A 16,397-nucleotide genomic window follows, 5' to 3' on the forward strand; every position below is an offset into this window, starting at 1 on the left:
GGAAAGCTACGAGGCCGGACTCCACCTCCGAGGCTCGATCATGTGGCTGAAGCTCCTCACCTCAACCACATGATCCGAACTCCAAACAGCTCCTACGGCGCCACGCGCTCGTCGGAGGCGTGGCCGGCGCGGGCAAGAGCGGCGGAGTCAACGTCATCCTTGCCGACCTGTCCGCCTGCCCCGACGTGGTCATCTGGGGAATCGACCTCAAACGCGGGATGGAACTCCTCCCGTGGGCATCCTGCCTCGATCGCCTGGCCACCACCCCCCAAGAAGCCGAAACGCTGCTGCGCGACGCGGTAGCCGTCTTGGACGGTCGAGCTGACACGCTCGCCCAGCAAGGGCTACGGGTATGGCAGCCACATGCCGATGCCCCCGCCCTGGTCATCCTGATCGACGAATACGCCGAACTCGTCGACGAGGCACCGGATGCCATTCGGCACGCTGATTCCATCGCCCGTCGCGGGCGTGCCGTCGCGGTCACCCTCGTAGCCGCGACGCAACGTCCCTCCCAGAAGGCCATGGGCTACGGCGCGGTCCGCTCGCAGATGGACGTACGGATCTCGTTCCGCGTTCGGGAACGGCGTGACGTTGATCTGATCCTCGGCCAGGGCATGCTCAAGGCCGGTTGGCACTCCCACACCCTCAACGCGCCCGGCAAGTTCCTGGTCAGCGCGCCCGAACACGACATCCCCCGTCGCGCTCGCACCTACCTGATCCGTGACAACACGGTTCATCAGGCGGCAAGGCAATACGCGCCGCACCGGCCGACCCTCGATGCCGTATCCGTGGCCGCGCTTGATGCCGTGCCGGCTGACCAGCAAGCGCCGACAGAGCCCCCGGAGACCGACCCGGTACTCAACGGCAGGCACGCCCGTCAAGAGGCGCCCTATGCCGCTGAGGCGCTCCTATGGGCAGCCCTCCGCGATGCTCCCGCCGAGGGGGCGACCCTCGAAGATCTCATGCGGGACTCCGGTATGGGGCGCTCATGGGTCTACTACCGGATCAACGAGCATGCTCGCGCTGGGCGTGCCGAACAGATCAGCCGGGGACGGTGGCGCGCCATCCCTGACGCTCCGACTCCTGACAGTCCGTAATCGTCCACGTCCACGTCCACGCGCGCGCCTGCACGTAAGGGGAGCGAACGCGTCCATGGACGAACGCGTGGACGATTACCAACCGTAACAATGAGGGAGGTGATGCCCCAACGACAAGACCCAAGAAGCGACGGATTCCGTCACCGGAAGAGTGGGCGCAGGAGCAACTGAAGAACGCGCCGCCGCGTTCGCGGGAGTGGGCACGACGCGTTGCTCGTATCTACCAACTGGAACCCGATGAAGACGACCTCTAAAACCGATGCGACCCCCGGATCTCATATCCGGGGGTCGCATCGTGTCTGGCGTGGTCAATCCCGTGGGCCGCGATCTTCTTTCCAGATGGGTTCGATCAGATTCGGATCGAACTGTCGCTGTCCGGGACGCGTGGGGTAGATCACCACGGCTTGGAGACTCTGGGCGATCGCGGCTTGCCGCTGGTCCAGGGTGAAGCTGGGGTCCTTCCACTTCTCGGCGAGGTCGGCGACTCTCTCAGTACGCCGAACGCGTGCTGTCTGGTGTCTGCGCTGGTCCGCTTCGAGTCGACGTTCCTCGGCTTCCAACTCTTCCAACAGCGTGAAGTATCGACTTCCCTTGATCCGCCGTTCCTTGTACGCCGCCGTGATCTCTTGGAGTTGCTCCCTGACCTCGTCAAGGTCGCTTTGCCTGTCCCACTCGGGAAGCTCGCCGATCTCACGGAGCGAGACGCGTTGGTGATCTGCGATCACGAGGGCTGTGATGTACTCATCGACCTTTACCGCGATCCGGGCGCATCCACCGCATCCTCCCTCTGTCTTGTCGCGACAGGCGTAGATGGGGGTTTTGGCGCCCTTCGTTCCAGGGCGCATTCCGCCACGCATACGACTGTTGCACTTGCCGCAGCGGACGAAGGGGGAGAGCAAGTACTTGGTGGGGTGGCCGCGACCGTCACGGGGGTTGTCGCGGCTGTAGACCTTGAGTATCTGGACGAGGGTGTTGTGCTCATCATCGGTAATGATCGGTTGCCATAAGCCCCGTACCGGCTGACCATCCTTGTCATTGAGGATCTCGCCCTTGTAGGTCTGGAGACCGCAGAGGCGAGGGTTGGTGAAGATCTGTTCGATGGTGCGCGTGGTCCACTGGCCTCCCGCCACGGTGGGGATGCGCTGTTCAGTCCACTCACGGGCGATCGTCCGGGCCTTGACACCAGCGATGATGCGTTTGGTCGCTTCCCTGACGAGTTCAGCCTCATCAGGGTTGATGTCGACCTTGTTCGCTTCCCAGCCGAACGGGCGTAGCCGGCCGCCCATGGCGCGCCCCTTCAGTGCGGCGCGACGCTTGCCCGTCGTGATCCTGCGGGAGAGGTTGCGGGATTCGAGGTTGCGTTGGTTGACCTCGTTGCGCGCCATGGCGATGCCCGCATCGGTGGTGAGGTCGAGGTAACCCGTCATACCGACGACCAGCACGCCGAAGTGCTCGACAAGATCGATGAGGTCTTCCAGGTCGCGGGGGTCGCGCATGCCTCGATCGATGTTCGGGAGGGCGAGCGCGTTGTACGTACTTCTGCGTAACTCGCGTAAGAGGTCGTCCCAGACGGGCCGTACGACGCGGAACGCGACGGTGCCGTCTTCTAGGCGGACCCGTACCTTCTTGAACGCCGAGGTGTCGTTCTCGGCGTACTCCTTGCTGATCCTTCCGCCGATCTCGGCAGCGAAGGTACGGAGGTCGTCGAGCTGGTTCTCTACCTGCTCCGCCTCTCCCTCGGCATCCAGGGACTCGCGGGCGTAGAGAGCCCAAACGAGCTGGTCAGGGACGATGTCCAACTCTGTGCGACCGCCGACACGGCGGGGGTTCCATGCCATGTCCCCGATGGTTACCCAATTTGATAGTGAAGTCAATCTCGAACGGCATCGGTGCGGGCTTCATCACGTACGTCCTCATCAAGCTGGTGAAGGGCAAGGCCCGCGAGGTCCACCCCCTGCTCTGGGTGGTGACGGCCCTCTTCGTCGTCTACTTCGCGATCGGCCCAATCAAGATCCTTCTCGGCCTGGGCTGATCGACTGGTCTTCCCTGGTCTTCGCGAGGGTTCCGCGTGGGGGACCGCTACGCGGCCCATGAAAGTGGGCTTAGTGGCGGTCTCCTGTTCAGTGGCTCGTTCGAGCCGATCAGTTCACCGGCGCTCTACGTGCGGAAAGAGAAGGTCCTGCCCAGCCTGACACGGTCCTCGCTTCGCTCGGGCTCCGTTCTCAAGAGCCTTCGGCCCTGCCGACGCGTTGATGGTCGACGAGTCGAGTCGTGCCATCTTCGCTTTCGGATCACTACGGTGGCCGTCGCCGGGCGGGTCGCATCGAGCAGCCTTCTCTCGGCGCTCTCGCCAGACGGAGTGCCAGCTTTGTCATCAGGGGGCGTGGCACTTGTACCTCATATAACGTCCGTGTTATGAATTGGGGGAGAGGTGGAGCTGGAACCCGAGGTGGACGAGTGGTTCGACACGCTCGATCAAGCAGGCCAGGAGACGGCAGTGTTCTATGTCGATCTACTGGCCGAGCGTGGTGTTCTGCTCGACGAGCCGTATACCAGGCAACTCCGCGGCAAGCTTCGGGAGCTCCGGTTCCATCTTGACCGAGAGGCGGTCCGCATCAGTTATTGGATCGCATCCGGTAGGCGGATCATCCTGCTGACGGTGTTCCGGAAGCAACGGATGCGTGAGACTGCCGAGATCGAGAGGGCGTGGCGGGCCATGCGGCGATGCGTCGCAGAGGCGCACACGGCAGATGCGGAGTGAGCGAGATGGGCGAGCGCAAGGCGTGGGCCGACAAGCGAACCGAGATCATGAACCGGCCCGGTGCGGGGGTCGCTTACGAGTCTGCCCGGATTCGCTTCGAGTTGGGGGAAGCTGTCCGGCTACGCCGTGAGGAACTGGGACTGACCCAGGCGGAGCTCGCCCGGCGCACAGGACTCAAGCAGCCGGCGGTCGCACGGTTCGAGGCGGGTGGCACCATGCCCACTATCCCGATGCTCGAACGCCTGGCAGAGGCGCTGGAGATGCGGCTCAACGTCCAATTCGAGCCGCAGCGCCAGGCGAGTTGATCAGCCGGTCGAGACCGGCGAGCCCTTGGAAGGCAGCTCTCGGTGGAAAGCCGAACAAGGTGCCCAGGGAGGGTGTCTCGCTCTGAGTGATCCGCTGTTACCCAGTTCTCCGCAGGAGACGGTGGTTCTCTGTCGGTCTATTGGCCGAGCGTGGTGTTCTGCTTCTCCGCTACCGCTGGACCGGTCGGAGTTGGGTTTCCGGTTTCGCGGCGGGCGAGGGTGAGGAGTTCGTCTACGGGCCATTGGTCGTAGGCGTAGGCGCCGTATTTGGCGGCGAGTACGCGGCCGTCGGCGGCGATCAGGAAGTCGGCCGGGAGGCCCAGTCTGCCGCCGTGGGGCTTGAGCGACGGGCTGGGGCGCCGCCCGCGCAGGACAGGGCCGAGGTCCCGGAGAATGCTCCACAGGATCGGGCCCCAGACGCGGGGGTCGAGCAGCGCGCGGGGGGCGGACTCAACGCCGAATTCGACGTAGAGACGCTTGCCGGGATCGGCGATGACGGCGAACGGAAGGTCGGCCGTATGGACGCGCAGCTCATCCGGGGGTGAGTGGAAGACGACGACCTCGCGAATCCCGGCCGCGACGATCTCGTCATGCCGGGCCACCACCGATCGCAGGTGCAGGTTGCACACCGGGCAGCCCGCGAAGCGCCGGAACTGCAGGTGGACGAGTCGGTCGGTGTCCGGGATGGGAACGCGAGTCCCCGAGATCGTCTCAAGCTCGCGTCCGGCGATCACCGCGCCGGGGGTGACGCGCTTCGATTGTCTGCGTTCAGGCATGGGAGCCATCCTCGTAGGCGTGCGTCGTACGCTTACGACGCTATGAGCGTATGTTGTACGCTGTCAAGCCGTGCCTCGTCCACGGTCGCTCACGACAACAGGTATCGCCGCCGCCGCACTGGCCGTCATCGACCGCGACGGACTGGCGGCGCTTTCGATGCGCGCGGTCGCGGTCGAGCTGGGCATGGCGACGATGTCCCTCTACCGGTACGTCACCGACCGCGAGCAGCTTGAAGGGCTGGTCGTCGATCTGGTCCTGTCAGGTGTCGACGCCGCTCCGCCTGAAGGCGTCGCGTGGCAAGGGCAGGTCGCGACGCTGGTCGAACGGGTCCGCGACGCCGTCGGCGCTCATCCGGAGGTGGTGCCGTTGACGCTGACCCACCGCCATGCGTCCCCGAGTGTGCTGCGCTGGTCGGAGGCCGTCCTTGCCATCCTGACCGGTGCCGGCTTCACCGGAGAGCAGCGGGTTGTCGCGCTGCGCAGCCTGCTGAGTTACCTCATAGGTTCGATCCAGATGGAGCACCTGGGGCCGCTGTCCGGCGTGGGCACGGCGATGATGGCCGGCCTTCCTCGTGAGGAGTATCCACTGCTCGCCGAGACCGCTCGTCAGGCGCGCGGCGTCTCGGCCGGCGAGGAGTTCCGCCACGGTCTGGACGTCATGATGCGCGGCCTTCGCGCACCCCTTGATTGACGGGTTGCCTGCGGTCGGGAGATCGTGTTGCCGGGGATCGCGCGCACGCAGAAGATGAATGCGGGGGCTGGACTCGCCGCGGTCGCCCCGGAGGCGTGGTGGGGGCTGGTCTCGGCGGGTGCCCCCCGGACGTACGAGCCGGGTGCGATTGTGCTTCGCCAGGGTGACCCCGCGATTCGGTATCGCACAGCGTTGCTCACTCCCTGAGATGACAGGAGAGTCCTAAATGTCTGAAATGAGCCCATACCGCGCGCTTCTCACGGTGGACGCGTCGGGTTTCGGAGAACAGCCCGACGCCCTGCTTCCGTTCCTCCACCACGAGATCCACGCGGCCCTGACGAGTGCCTGTGAGCGCAGCTCGCTGAAGGAGCCGTGGGAGTCGGTGTCACTCCTGCAGAGGCCGGGTGACGAGTTGGTCGCGCTGCTCCCGGTGGAGACGCTTCCCCTGCTGGTCCACCCTTTCCTCGACAACCTGCAGGACGAGCTGGCGCGTACCGACCAGAGGGTCCACGATGAGGATCGTGGTCCCCGGTTGCGGCTGCGGGCGGCTCTGCATGTGGGGTCGGTGGAGGACGACGGCTCGGGCACGACGGGCATCGCCAGGGCGGTGAACGACGTCCACCGGCTGCTCAACTGCGACCCGCTGCGCGACGCGCTCTGCGACAGTGACCCCGACGTCACCTTCCTCGCGGCGATCATCTCGTCGGAGGCGTTCAGCAGGTACGTGGAGGGCGGGCGAACGAGCCTGGATGGCTCCCGCTTCACGAAGGTCCGGGCGAAGGCGAAGAAGTTCGACCAACCGGCCTGGGTGTACGTCCCCCGCCCGTCCCGGCTCCCTGAGCAGGCGGTCCCGGCCACGCCGCAGGAAGGCGCGGCGGGCGAACTAGATCTCCGCGAGGTAGGTGGCACAGCTCCCCTGAAGGCCATAATCTGTCCAGAATTCAGGGCGAGGAAACGCTTCGCAGAGACGAGATCTGGTTCGCGGAGAAGGACAACCTGACAGGAGAATCCACCATCTATCCGCTGACCGATTTCCAGCCTCGCGAAGGGCTCAACTGGGAGAAGAGATACCTGGGTGGAGCGCTGGGGGCCGTGCCCTTCGTCACCGAAGAAGCCTTCACGCGTGCCTTGAATGAGGGTTCCGACGGCGATGCCTAGGTTCTCGCGGGAAAACAGCGAACCGCGGCGAACCGCGGCGGACCGCGAAGCAGGCCAGGCGCATGTCCATGCGCGTACTGATCGTCTGCGGGGCCGCGGAAACGGAGAAGCAATACCTCGAAGGTGTCAAACGTCTTTATCGAAACCCCGATGTGGCGGTCAAAATCAAGACCAGGGACAAGTCGCCTCTCGATGTCGTTCGCTACGCCGCGGCGTTCAGCAAGTCGAACAAGAATGATTTCGACGAGGTGCGGGCGGTTTTCGACGTAGACGAGTTCGACATAACCGAAGCGGTACGCGAGGCCGCGACGTCGGATGTCAACGTCGCTGTCTCCAATCCATGCTTCGAGTTCTGGTTACTGCTCCATTTCGTCAATCGGCGTGGTCACTTGAGCTCGTACAAGCAGGTCCGTGCGCTGCTGTGCGGCCATCTCCAGGACTACGACAAGGCGCGACTCGACTTCGCCAGGCTGGAGGACAAGATCGACCTGGCCTGCGAGCGGGCGAAGGAGATCGACGAGATGCGAGAGAAGCCTTACGCCAATCCTTCCAGTGGCATGTGGCGAGTCATCGGTCAGATCTCCCCCGGCTCACCGGCGTGATCAGGTCGGCAAGTTGTCGATGTGGTTCGTCCCGCTCCCGAGGGCCGGTCTAGCGGTGGGTGGCTACGGGGTCAGAGGACGGTGCAGGTGGTGCCGTTGAGGGCGATCTTGGTGGGCGCGGGGGCGTAGCCGCTGTGCCAGGCGTTGAAGCCGACCTGTGTCGTGGCGCCGGTGCCGATCACCTTGTTCCAGGATTCGTTCACGCCGCTGAGGCGTGAGCCCGCCTGGGTCCAGCCGGCCGACCAGCCGCCGCTCAGGCGCACGTCGGACGTCGGGTAGTCGACCGTCAGCGTCCAGCCGTCGATCGCCGTCGTGCCCGTGTTCTTCACCGTGATCCCGGCGGTCAGGCCGGTGTTCCAGGACGTGGCGAGGTAGGTCGCGGCGCACGACAGGCCCGGTTGGGGGGTGGGTGTCCGCGTCGGGACGGGAAGGCCCTCGCGCGCAAGGGCGGAGACGGGCTCCGAGGGCTGGCTGATATTGCCCGCGGCGTCCCTGGCCACCACCACGTAGGTGTAACGCTGCCCGGGGACCAGGCCGGGCTCGGAGAAGATCGGGTAGGCGGAGGCGGCGGCCGTGCCGACCTTCACGTAGCCGGTCGAGGTCTCACGGTAGACGTCGTACGCCGTGACCGCGACGTTGTCGGTCGACGGTTGCCAGCAGAACACGACGCCGGGGTAGTCGGAGACGCAGTTGTCGCGCAGGCCGGTCGGCCTCGACGGGGGGACGATGTCATCGGTGGCGGGCGCGGCGGCGTGAGCGGCCTGCGGCGCGAGCATGGCGACCTGCGCCGCGGGGGCGGCGGCCTGTGCGGCGGGGACGGGAGACAGGGCGGCGGTGAGGAAAGCCGCGATGAGGATCGTCTGTAAGGACGGAGTGCCGAGTTTCATGGGTCCCCCATCGGTCGGCGTCGGCGCGTGAATCCTGGAGTGATCGTGAACCAGCCTGGGGAGCGCGTAAAGCCTGAGACGGGGACGTCACCAGAAGCCCTGGGCGGCGGTGAACGGTTCATCGAGTATCAGATCCCGGGGAAGTGGCACCCGGACATGTTCTCTTCGGCGTGCGGGACCTGGCGGACGTCTTCCAGCAGCCGCCGACGCGGCCTGCCCTCCGGGCCGTCCGGCTGAGAGCAGGGTCGGAGGAAAAGGAATTGCCAGCTCGGGGGCCACCTCACTACCGTCGAAGTCCTCTGCCCCGCGCTCGATCGGAAGATAGTCATGCTGTGGCGTGCCCTCGCCCGCCGCTTCCCGGTGCTCGCCATCCGCGACTTCCGGTTGTTGCTCGCCGATCGCCTGCTCGCGCCGGCGGCCTTCGCGTTCTCGCTGGTCGGCGTGTCGTTCGCGGTGCTCGACATCAGCGGCTCCACCGCCGACCTGTCGTACGTGCTGGCGGCGCAGATCGCCCCGTCGCTCGTGTTCACGCTGATCAGCGGGGTCATCGCCGACCGCATCCCTCCGCAGCGGGTCATCGTCGCGGCCAACATCATGATCGCGGTGGGGGAGGGGACCCTCGGGATCCTCGTGCTCACCGGACAGGCCGTCCTGTGGCAGATGATCGTGCTGGAGACGCTGACCGGTGTGGGCATGGCGGTCTTCTGGCCCGCCTCGCAGGCTCTGCTCCCGAAGATCGTGCCGGACCCGCTGCTCCAGCAGGCCAACGCCCTCAGCAGGCTCGCGATGAACGGCGCCCAGATGGGCGGAGCCGCCGTCGCGGGTCTGGTGGTCGCGGCGGTCGGCCCCGGTTGGGCGCTGACCGTCTGCGGCGTCGGCCTGCTGAGCACGATCCCCATGCTGCTCGCCATCCGCGTAACCGGTCACGAACGGGTGCGTGAAGCAGGCATGCTCGGGGAACTTCGCGATGGCTGGTCGGAGTTCGTCTCCCACACGTGGCTGTGGGCGATCGTGGCCCAGTTCTGCGTGATCATGATGGCTTGGTACGGCGGCTTCCAGGTGCTCGGCCCCGCGGTCGCCAAGGCCCATCTCGGCGGCCCGGCCGCCTGGGGGGCGATCGCCGCGGCCGAGGCCCTCGGCCTGATCGTCGGCGGCGTGCTCTCGCTGCGCTTCACCCCGCGCAGGCCCATGCTGTTCGTGGTCTGCATCGGCGCCGCGATGTCGATCTCGCCGCTGTCGCTCGCCATGCACTGGCCCCTCCCCGCGCTCTGCCTGGCCGCGGTGTTCCTGGGGGTCACCATGGAGATCATGATGGTCCAGTGGAGCGTGGCGCTGGCGCGCAACGTGCCGCCTGACAAGCTGGCCCGCGTCTCGGCCTACGACGCGCTCGGCTCCGTCATGGCGATGCCGCTCGGCGCCCTGGTCGCCGGGCCGATCGCCGCGAAGATCGGGCTCTCGGCCACGCAGTACGGCGCGGCGGTGCTGATGGTGGCGGTGTCGGCGCTGGCCCTGATGTCGCGCGAGGTGCGCACCATGCGCTCGCCGGGCATCGCCGGCGCGACCGGCGAGCCCTCGATGCCCGCCGCGTCGAGCCCCCAGTGACCCGGGCCTGACCTTCCACGGAAGCCGTACGGGAGCACCGTACGGGAGCCGTACGAAGGCCCCGTACGGGAGCTTCGCGCGGCGCCCTCGGCGCCCTCGGCGTTCTGACGGTGCCCGAATGCTGATCTTATGTAGTCTGCGCGAACGTCTCAGGGGCCACGCACGTTCGGCAATGACAGAGAAGGTCACGGTACGGGCATGCGGGGTACTGCGCTGAGGAAAAACACCGAGCCACCTGGAATCATGACATGTCGTATATAGTTAGCAAAGGTAATGACTCATGCTAACGAACACTCCAAAGACGGGGCGCCTGTCGGACCTACGCAGCGACGCCGGGCTGGCGTCCGCGCTGCGCGTCTCCCTGGCGCGGCTGACCAGACGGCTGCGGCGGCAGGCCGGAGCCCACACACTGACCCCCACCCAGCTCGCGACGCTCGCAGCCGTCGAACGGCATTCAGGGATAACCCCTGGCGAATTGGCCGAGCTCGAAAAGATGCAACCCCCCTCGATGACCCGGGTGATCGCCGCGCTGGAGGAGCGGGGGCTGCTCGCCCGTACCCCGCACCCGACCGACCGGCGCCAGGTGACCGTCAGCGTGACGGAGCCCGGACGAGGGCTGCTGAAGGAGGAACGCCGGGGCAAGGAGGCGTGGCTCGCCCAGCGGCTGAAGGAACTGACTCCCGAGGAGCGGACGACGCTGCGGGCCGCGGCGCCGATCCTGGAAAAGCTTTCCCAGATGTGACTCGTCCACAGCCTGTGGACGAGGACGCCGGAGATCCTCCCGAACCCGTGGCGCGAGCCGTACGGGATCGGGAAGCCCGGGAGGTCGAGGACGCCGAGCTCCGTGAGGTCCAGGCCGAGGAGACCAGGGGCGTCGAGGAGATCAGAGGGGCCCAGGCCGGGGAGGGCCGGGGGTCCGCCGCCCGGTCGAGCGGAGGGATGTTCCGCTCGCTGCGCAACTACAACTATCGCTTGTTCGTCTCCGGCAGCGTCGTGTCGAACGTCGGCACCTGGATGCAGCGCACCGCTCAGGACTGGCTGGTCCTGGAGCTGACCCACGGCAGTTCGGCCGCCCTCGGCATCACGACCGCCCTGCAGTTCCTGCCGGTGGTCCTCTTCGGCCTCTGGGGCGGCATGCTCGCCGACCGGTACCCGAAGAGGCCGCTGCTGATGGGCGCCCAGTCCCTCCTGGGCCTGCTCGCTCTCACGATGGGCCTGCTGACCGTCACCGGGCACGCCCAGACCTGGCACGTCTACGTGATGGCGTTCAGCCTCGGGCTGGTCTCGTGTGTCGAGGTGCCCACGCGGCAGTCGTTCGTCGTGGAGATGGTCGGCCGTTCGGACCTGTCCAACGCGATCGCCCTGAACAGCTCCACCTTCAACCTCGCGCGCGTGGTCGGCCCTGCCGTCGCCGGTCTGCTGATCTACGCTCTGGGCGGCACCGGTCCGATCTTCCTGCTGAACGCGGCGTCGTTCGCGGCGGTGATCACCGGTCTGTTCCTGATGCGCTCGTCGGAGCTGCGCACTCCGGAGCCCGTCGCCCGCGCCAAGGGGCAGCTGCGCGAGGGCCTGCGGTACGTGTGGCAGCGTCCAGAACTGCTGATGCCGATCCTGCTCGTGGCGTTCGCGGCGATGTTCGCGACCAGCTTCTCGATGAGCATCGCGCTGATGGCCAAGCAGGTGTTCGGGCAGGACGCGTCGTCGTTCGGCGTGGCGTCCAGCGTGTTCGCGGTCGGTGCGCTGGGCGGGGCGCTGCTCGCCGCCAAGCGCGCACGTCCGACCCGCCGGCTGCTGGTCGGCGGGGGCGTCTGCTTCGGCATCGCGCAGATCGCCGCCGGGTTCGCGCCCGCGTACCCGGCCTTCCTGATCCTGCTGGTCCCTGCGGGCATGGCGATGATCACGACGAACACCGCCGCGAACTCCGCCGTACAGCTGGCGGCGTCGCCTGAGATGCGGGGCCGTGTCATGGGAATCTATGTCCTGGTGTTCACCGGTGGAGCTCCCATCGGCGCGCCGCTGATCGGCTGGGTCGGCGAGCTCGCCGGGCCCCGCCTCGGAGTGGTGATCTGCGGAGTGATGTGCCTGGTGGGCGTCGGCCTCGCGATCCTGCTCACCAGGTTCGCAGCGGGAAGGACACGCGGTGCGGTTGTTCGTGGCGTTGTCGCCTCCCCCGGAGGCACTCGCTGAGGTCGCGCGGGTCGTCGCCTCCCACGGCGAGGCGTGGCCGGAGCTGCGGTGGGTGGCGCCGGAGACGTGGCACGTCACGATGACGTTCCTCGGCGAGGTCGCCGAGGAGGTGCTGCCCCGCCTTGAGGTACGGCTGGCGCGGGCAGCGGGCCGCTACCCCCCGATGACGCTGGCCTTCGGGGGAGCGGGCGCGTTCTCCTCAGCGGCCCGCGCCCGGGTCGTCTGGCTCGGCCTGTCCGGCGGAGGTACGGCCCTGCCCCGGCTGGCCGCCTCGCTGGCTGCGGGCGCGCGGCGGGCAGGGGCCGTCCACACCGACAGGAAGCCGTTCCATCCCCATCTGACCCTCGCCCGCTCCCGCGCCCGTACGGGCGCCGACGCGCGCGGGCTGGTCGAGTCGCTGGGCTCCTTCAGCGGTACGCCCTGGCGCGTGGACTCCGTGCATCTGATGTGGAGCCACCTCGGGCCGTCCGTGCGTTACGAGACACTCGGGTCATGGTCACTGGCCGGACGCGACTAGGCTCCAGTGCGTGGACCGTCCCCGTCGCTGGCTGCTGCCCACGGTGCTCGCCCTGTTGGTGATCATCGTGGTGATCGGCGCGTTGCTCTCGTAGCCGCGGCCGGGCTCTCGTAGCGGTCCTACCAGGCGTACGCCTCGGGAGCGGGGCCGCCGGGGCCGGGGAAGATCTCGTCCAGGCGGGTGAGTGCCTTCTCGTCGAGCTTGATCTCCAGCGCGCGGAGGCTGCCTTCGAGCTGCTCGATGGTCCGGGGGCCGATGATCGGGCCGGTCACGGCCGTCTGCTCCAGCAGCCAGGCCAGCGCGACGTTGGCCGGGTCCTCGCCGAGCTCGTCGCAGAAGGCCTCGTACTGCTCGACCTTGTCCCGGTGCTTCTCCAGCTCGGCGAGCATGTTCTCCGAGGCGGAGCGCCCCTTGTCGATCTTGCGGAGCACGCCGCCGAGCAGGCCGCCCGCGAGCGGGCTCCAGGGGATGACACCGAGCCCGTAGTCGTCGCAGGCCGGGAGGACTTCCAGCTCCACGGTGCGGGTGAGCAGGTTGTAGTGCGACTGCTCGGACACCAGGCCGAGGAAGTTGCGCCGCTTGGCCTCCTCCTGCGCCTTGACGATGTGCCATCCGGCGAAGTTGGACGACCCGGCGTAGATGATCTTCCCCTGCTGGCGGAGGACCTCCATCGCCTCCCAGATCTCGTCGAACGGGGTGTTCCGGTCGACGTGGTGCATCTGGTAGAGGTCGATGTAGTCGGTCCGCATCCGCTTGAGCGAGGCGTCACAGGCCCTGCGGATGTTCAAGGCCGAAAGGTGCGTCTCGTTCGGCCAGTCGCCCATGGAGCCGTAGAGCTTGGTGGCGATCACCGTCTTCTCGCGACGGCCGCCCCCCTGGGCGAACCACCGCCCGACGATGTGCTCGGTTATCCCCTCGCCCTTCTTCCAGCCGTACACGTTCGCCGTGTCGAAGAAGTTGATCCCCAGCTCGTGAGCCCTGTCCATGATGGCGAACGAGTCCTGTTCGGAGGTCTCGGGGCCGAAGTTCATGGTGCCCAGGCAGAGGCGGCTCACGGAGAGACCGGTGCGTCCAAGGTGTGCGTATTCCATAACTGCACCCTAAGCACCTGGAGCGCACTCCAGGCCAGCCCGGAAAGCCTCACCGGCGGCGGCGGCCCGGCCAGACCTGCGCCAAGTCCGCCCAGGCTCGGTGAGGCTCCGGCGCGGTTCCCCCGGGGGCGGGGCATGATGAGCGGATGGGGAGCAGACGGGTGGGCATCGCGGCGGGGGTCCTTACGGCGGTCGGGTTGGTGGTGGCCGGTCCCGTCTCGGCGTCCGCCGTCACATCGGCAGGAGGCGTGGCGCACACCCAGTCCGGGCCGCGCGCGGAGGGCGGTGAGCCGGGCGGGGGCAAGGAGCCGGACAGCGGCGAGGGGTCGGGCAGCGGCAAGGGCTCGGGCAGCGGCAAGGAGCGGTTGCTGTTCCGTTTCAAGGACCCTCGGATCTCGGAGTCGAGCGGCCTCGCCGTCTCGCCCACGCACAAGAACGTCATCTACACCCATAACGACAGCGGCGCCGGCCCGCAGTTTTACGCGGTCGGGCCCGATGGGCGCACTCTGGCGGTGTTCACGCTGGCCGGGGCCGCGGCGCGCGACTGGGAGGCCATGGCCGCCTCCGTCGACCCGTCGACCGGCGAGAGCGTCCTGTGGTTCGCCGACATCGGGGACAACCTCAACGGCGCCTGGCCCGACTACTCGATCTACAAGGTGACCGAGCCGAAGACGATGCGCGACGCGACGCTCCGGGCGACCCGCTACCGCTTCCGGTACGAGGACGGCGGGCGCAACGCCGAGGGCATCATGGTCAACCCGGTCACCGGGCGGCTCTATGTCGTGAGCAAGCAGTTCTCCGGGTCGATCTACGCGGCTCCGGCCAAGCTGCGCACCGACAAGGTGAACATCCTGCGCCGGGTCGGCCCCGCCCCCATCATGGCCACGGACGCCGCGTACGCGCCCGACGGGTCGAGCTTCGTGATCCGCACCTACTTCTCGGCGTCGCTCTACCAGGCCCCCGGCGAGCTGATCAGCCGGGTCTCCATGCCGTCGCTCCAGCAGGCCGAGTCGATCACCTACACCCGGGACGGCAAATCCCTGCTGACCGGGTCCGAAGGGGTCAACAGCCCGGTGTACGAGGTGCCGCTCCCGGCCTCGGCCGTCGCGAAGACGGCGCCCAGCGCTCCGTCACGTACGGGCACCGGGCCGACCAGGGTCGCCGGGGTGCCCGACGCCTCGGCCTCGAACGCCGACGCGGGCGATGGCGACTCCTCAGGGGTGCCGGCCGGGGTCATCGCCCTGTGGCTCGGCGTCGCCCTCGGCGCCACCGGCATCATCGCCGCCATCGCCCGCCGCGTCAGCTGAGCCCGTCGACTGAGCCGGTCAGCGGGTCGCCGGCTGCGCCAAGGGGAGGACGATCGGCTCCGTCACGGCGCCGGCGTGGGACGGCGGCGCCGGTGGGATATGGGGCTGAGGGGACAGCGGGAGGCCCAGGGAGTCACACGACCGGTGCCTGAACTTCGCCTTGGGGCAGGCGCCGGTGCAGCCGACCTCCACGGAGTCGAGGAAGTTGCCGGCGATCGGCGAACCAGAGGCGGCCGAGACCGACTCGATGGAGATCCGGGTGACCTTCTGGCGCTTCGGGACCCGGTAGATGCCCATGTAGTGGCCCCAGGCCATGCCGCCGTCCGCGATGTCGCCGGTGGTCTGACCCAGCGGCACCTGGACTCCTGTGGAGCCCGGTGCACCGATCCTGACGTGGATGACGTCCTTCTGCTCGGGGCTCGCGCTCCGCGCGCGGTGGGCCAGCCGCCACACCAGGAGCGTCCTGGGCCTGGTCGCGACGTCCTGGTGGAGGGTCGACGCCTGCGTCCCGTTCAGCTCGGCGAACTGGGTTCCGGAGTCGGCGGGGATCTCGGCCCCGGTCGCGCTCGCGTTGCCACGTCCCCAGATCTTGATGAGGCCGTCGGCCGAGTCGGTGTGCCAGCTCGGCACGTCCTTTTTGAGCGTGCCCGCGCCGTCGACGCCGGCGGGCTCCTCGAAGCCGCCGTTGCCCGGCAGGCACGCGATGGGAGGCGACGCCGGTGCGGCCGTACCGTGCGGAGACCGCTGGGCCGAGGCCGGGGAGGCCCCGAGGCCGGCGGCGGGGACGGTGAGGAGGGAGGCGGTGACGCCAAGAAGGAGGACACGCCGTGGCAGGGGTACCAGAGCATGGGGTTGGTTCATGGACTTCCCCTCGATCGGATGACCGCCCCGGCGGGGCCGGGGCGAGGAGGGCGCGCCTGAACTGATCATGCCGAGCGCGCCGTGTCGAGGTATGCCCTGGTGAAACGCGGAACCGCGGGAGGCCGGAGACTCTTGGCCCGCCCCGCCCCAGGGTTTTACCGGGGCGGTCTTCTTTGCCCTGAGGTGTCCATTCGGGCGACGAAGGGCTCGCCGCGGAGGGCCTGCTCGACCAGTTCGATGGACGCGGCCAGCCGTACCAGCCGAGGGCCCTCGCGGCGGTAGGCCTCCAGTACGGCCTCGACGGCGTGGGGCGGCAGGTGTCCCTTGAGGTCGACCGCCGCGCCCCGGTAGCCGGTGCGCGCCGCCTCGACCATGGCGTTCACGTGGTGGCGGGCCATGCGCGCCAGCGCGAGGGGGTGGCGCCGGAGCACGCCGTACGCGCGGTAGTCGGGCGGCACGGCGTCGAGCAGCCAGGCCACCGCCGAGGCCTCCCAGTCGGGGCTCCCCGGCGGGAGGACCTCCGATGGCCACCCAGGCGGAACGTACACGTCAGGG

The 16,397-nt window shown here is 68.0% G+C and carries 18 protein-coding genes; 12 read left to right on the plus strand and 6 right to left on the minus strand.

Annotation, left to right across the window (positions count from 1 at the left end; genetic code table 11):
* Nucleotides 1-119 precede the first annotated feature (119 nt).
* Entirely contained in the window at nt 120-1,097 is a 978-nt protein-coding gene (locus ACGFIV_RS34560; protein WP_392839246.1) for a hypothetical protein, read from the plus strand.
* A 308-nt stretch (nt 1,098-1,405) separates the two neighbouring features.
* On the opposite strand, the gene ACGFIV_RS34565 is transcribed toward ACGFIV_RS34560, so the two are convergent.
* Complete coding sequence (locus ACGFIV_RS34565) at nt 1,406-2,935, minus strand: recombinase family protein (protein ID WP_392839248.1); 1,530 nt, start codon at nt 2,933-2,935, stop codon at nt 1,406-1,408.
* A gap of 26 nt (nt 2,936-2,961) precedes the next feature.
* On the opposite strand from ACGFIV_RS34565, the gene ACGFIV_RS34570 reads away from it, so the two are divergent.
* The 3 genes from ACGFIV_RS34570 (at nt 2,962) to ACGFIV_RS34580 (ending at nt 4,163) form a co-directional block, all read left to right on the plus strand.
* Complete coding sequence (locus ACGFIV_RS34570; RefSeq protein ID WP_392839250.1) at nt 2,962-3,129, plus strand: hypothetical protein; 168 nt, start codon at nt 2,962-2,964, stop codon at nt 3,127-3,129.
* A gap of 399 nt (nt 3,130-3,528) precedes the next feature.
* Nucleotides 3,529-3,858: a type II toxin-antitoxin system RelE/ParE family toxin gene (locus tag ACGFIV_RS34575; RefSeq protein WP_358550772.1), complete on the plus strand. Its 330-nt coding sequence runs from the start codon at nt 3,529-3,531 to the stop codon at nt 3,856-3,858.
* Between the two features lie 5 nt (nt 3,859-3,863).
* Nucleotides 3,864-4,163, plus strand: coding sequence for a helix-turn-helix transcriptional regulator (locus ACGFIV_RS34580; protein WP_358550774.1), 300 nt, complete (start codon nt 3,864-3,866; stop codon nt 4,161-4,163).
* Between the two features lie 137 nt (nt 4,164-4,300).
* Here the strand turns inward: ACGFIV_RS34580 and ACGFIV_RS34585 are convergent, their stop codons facing one another.
* The gene (locus ACGFIV_RS34585; RefSeq protein ID WP_392839253.1) at nt 4,301-4,939 is read right to left on the minus strand and encodes a peroxiredoxin-like family protein; all 639 of its coding nucleotides are present in this window, start codon (nt 4,937-4,939) and stop codon (nt 4,301-4,303) included.
* Nucleotides 4,940-5,009: 70 nt separating this feature from the next.
* On the opposite strand from ACGFIV_RS34585, the gene ACGFIV_RS34590 reads away from it, so the two are divergent.
* The 3 genes from ACGFIV_RS34590 (at nt 5,010) to ACGFIV_RS34600 (ending at nt 7,390) form a co-directional block, all read left to right on the plus strand.
* On the plus strand, nt 5,010-5,630 hold the full coding sequence (locus ACGFIV_RS34590) for a TetR/AcrR family transcriptional regulator C-terminal domain-containing protein (protein ID WP_392839255.1): 621 nt from the start codon (nt 5,010-5,012) through the stop codon (nt 5,628-5,630).
* A gap of 226 nt (nt 5,631-5,856) precedes the next feature.
* A complete protein-coding gene (locus ACGFIV_RS34595; protein ID WP_392839257.1) occupies nt 5,857-6,630 on the plus strand; it encodes a hypothetical protein in 774 nt (257 codons plus the stop codon).
* Between the two features lie 226 nt (nt 6,631-6,856).
* Nucleotides 6,857-7,390: an RloB family protein gene (locus ACGFIV_RS34600; RefSeq protein WP_392839259.1), complete on the plus strand. Its 534-nt coding sequence runs from the start codon at nt 6,857-6,859 to the stop codon at nt 7,388-7,390.
* Nucleotides 7,391-7,461: 71 nt separating this feature from the next.
* Here ACGFIV_RS34600 and ACGFIV_RS34605 read toward each other — a convergent pair whose 3' ends face one another.
* Entirely contained in the window at nt 7,462-8,277 is an 816-nt protein-coding gene (locus ACGFIV_RS34605) for a cellulose binding domain-containing protein (RefSeq protein ID WP_358550784.1), read from the minus strand.
* A gap of 327 nt (nt 8,278-8,604) precedes the next feature.
* Here ACGFIV_RS34605 and ACGFIV_RS34610 point away from each other — a divergent pair, with 327 nt between their 5' ends.
* The 4 genes from ACGFIV_RS34610 to thpR all read left to right on the plus strand — a co-directional run bounded on the left by ACGFIV_RS34610 (nt 8,605) and on the right by thpR (nt 12,583).
* A complete protein-coding gene (locus ACGFIV_RS34610) occupies nt 8,605-9,879 on the plus strand; it encodes an MFS transporter (protein ID WP_358550786.1) in 1,275 nt (424 codons plus the stop codon).
* A gap of 280 nt (nt 9,880-10,159) precedes the next feature.
* The gene (locus tag ACGFIV_RS34615) at nt 10,160-10,621 is read left to right on the plus strand and encodes a MarR family transcriptional regulator (protein WP_358550788.1); all 462 of its coding nucleotides are present in this window, start codon (nt 10,160-10,162) and stop codon (nt 10,619-10,621) included.
* Nucleotides 10,618-12,066, plus strand: a complete 1,449-nt coding sequence (locus ACGFIV_RS34620) for an MFS transporter (RefSeq protein WP_358550790.1) — start codon at nt 10,618-10,620, stop codon at nt 12,064-12,066. The genes ACGFIV_RS34615 and ACGFIV_RS34620 overlap by 4 nt, the downstream gene beginning before the upstream one ends.
* On the plus strand, nt 12,020-12,583 hold the full coding sequence (gene thpR, locus ACGFIV_RS34625) for an RNA 2',3'-cyclic phosphodiesterase (protein ID WP_358550792.1): 564 nt from the start codon (nt 12,020-12,022) through the stop codon (nt 12,581-12,583). Before ACGFIV_RS34620 ends, thpR begins: the two co-directional genes overlap by 47 nt.
* A 119-nt stretch (nt 12,584-12,702) precedes the next feature.
* Here the strand turns inward: thpR and ACGFIV_RS34630 are convergent, their stop codons facing one another.
* Complete coding sequence (locus tag ACGFIV_RS34630; protein WP_392839264.1) at nt 12,703-13,674, minus strand: aldo/keto reductase; 972 nt, start codon at nt 13,672-13,674, stop codon at nt 12,703-12,705.
* A gap of 146 nt (nt 13,675-13,820) precedes the next feature.
* Between ACGFIV_RS34630 and ACGFIV_RS34635 the strand changes: the two genes are divergently transcribed.
* Nucleotides 13,821-14,981, plus strand: a complete 1,161-nt coding sequence (locus ACGFIV_RS34635) for a hypothetical protein (protein WP_392839266.1) — start codon at nt 13,821-13,823, stop codon at nt 14,979-14,981.
* Between the two features lie 18 nt (nt 14,982-14,999).
* Here ACGFIV_RS34635 and ACGFIV_RS34640 read toward each other — a convergent pair whose 3' ends face one another.
* Nucleotides 15,000-15,842: a hypothetical protein gene (locus ACGFIV_RS34640; protein WP_392839268.1), complete on the minus strand. Its 843-nt coding sequence runs from the start codon at nt 15,840-15,842 to the stop codon at nt 15,000-15,002.
* Nucleotides 15,843-15,997: 155 nt separating this feature from the next.
* The gene (locus ACGFIV_RS34645; RefSeq protein ID WP_358550800.1) at nt 15,998-16,390 is read right to left on the minus strand and encodes a hypothetical protein; all 393 of its coding nucleotides are present in this window, start codon (nt 16,388-16,390) and stop codon (nt 15,998-16,000) included.
* Nucleotides 16,391-16,397: the final 7 nt, after the last annotated feature.

Source organism: Sphaerisporangium sp. NPDC049003 (assembly GCF_043197795.1).
Taxonomy (GTDB): Bacteria; Actinomycetota; Actinomycetes; order Streptosporangiales; family Streptosporangiaceae; genus Sphaerisporangium.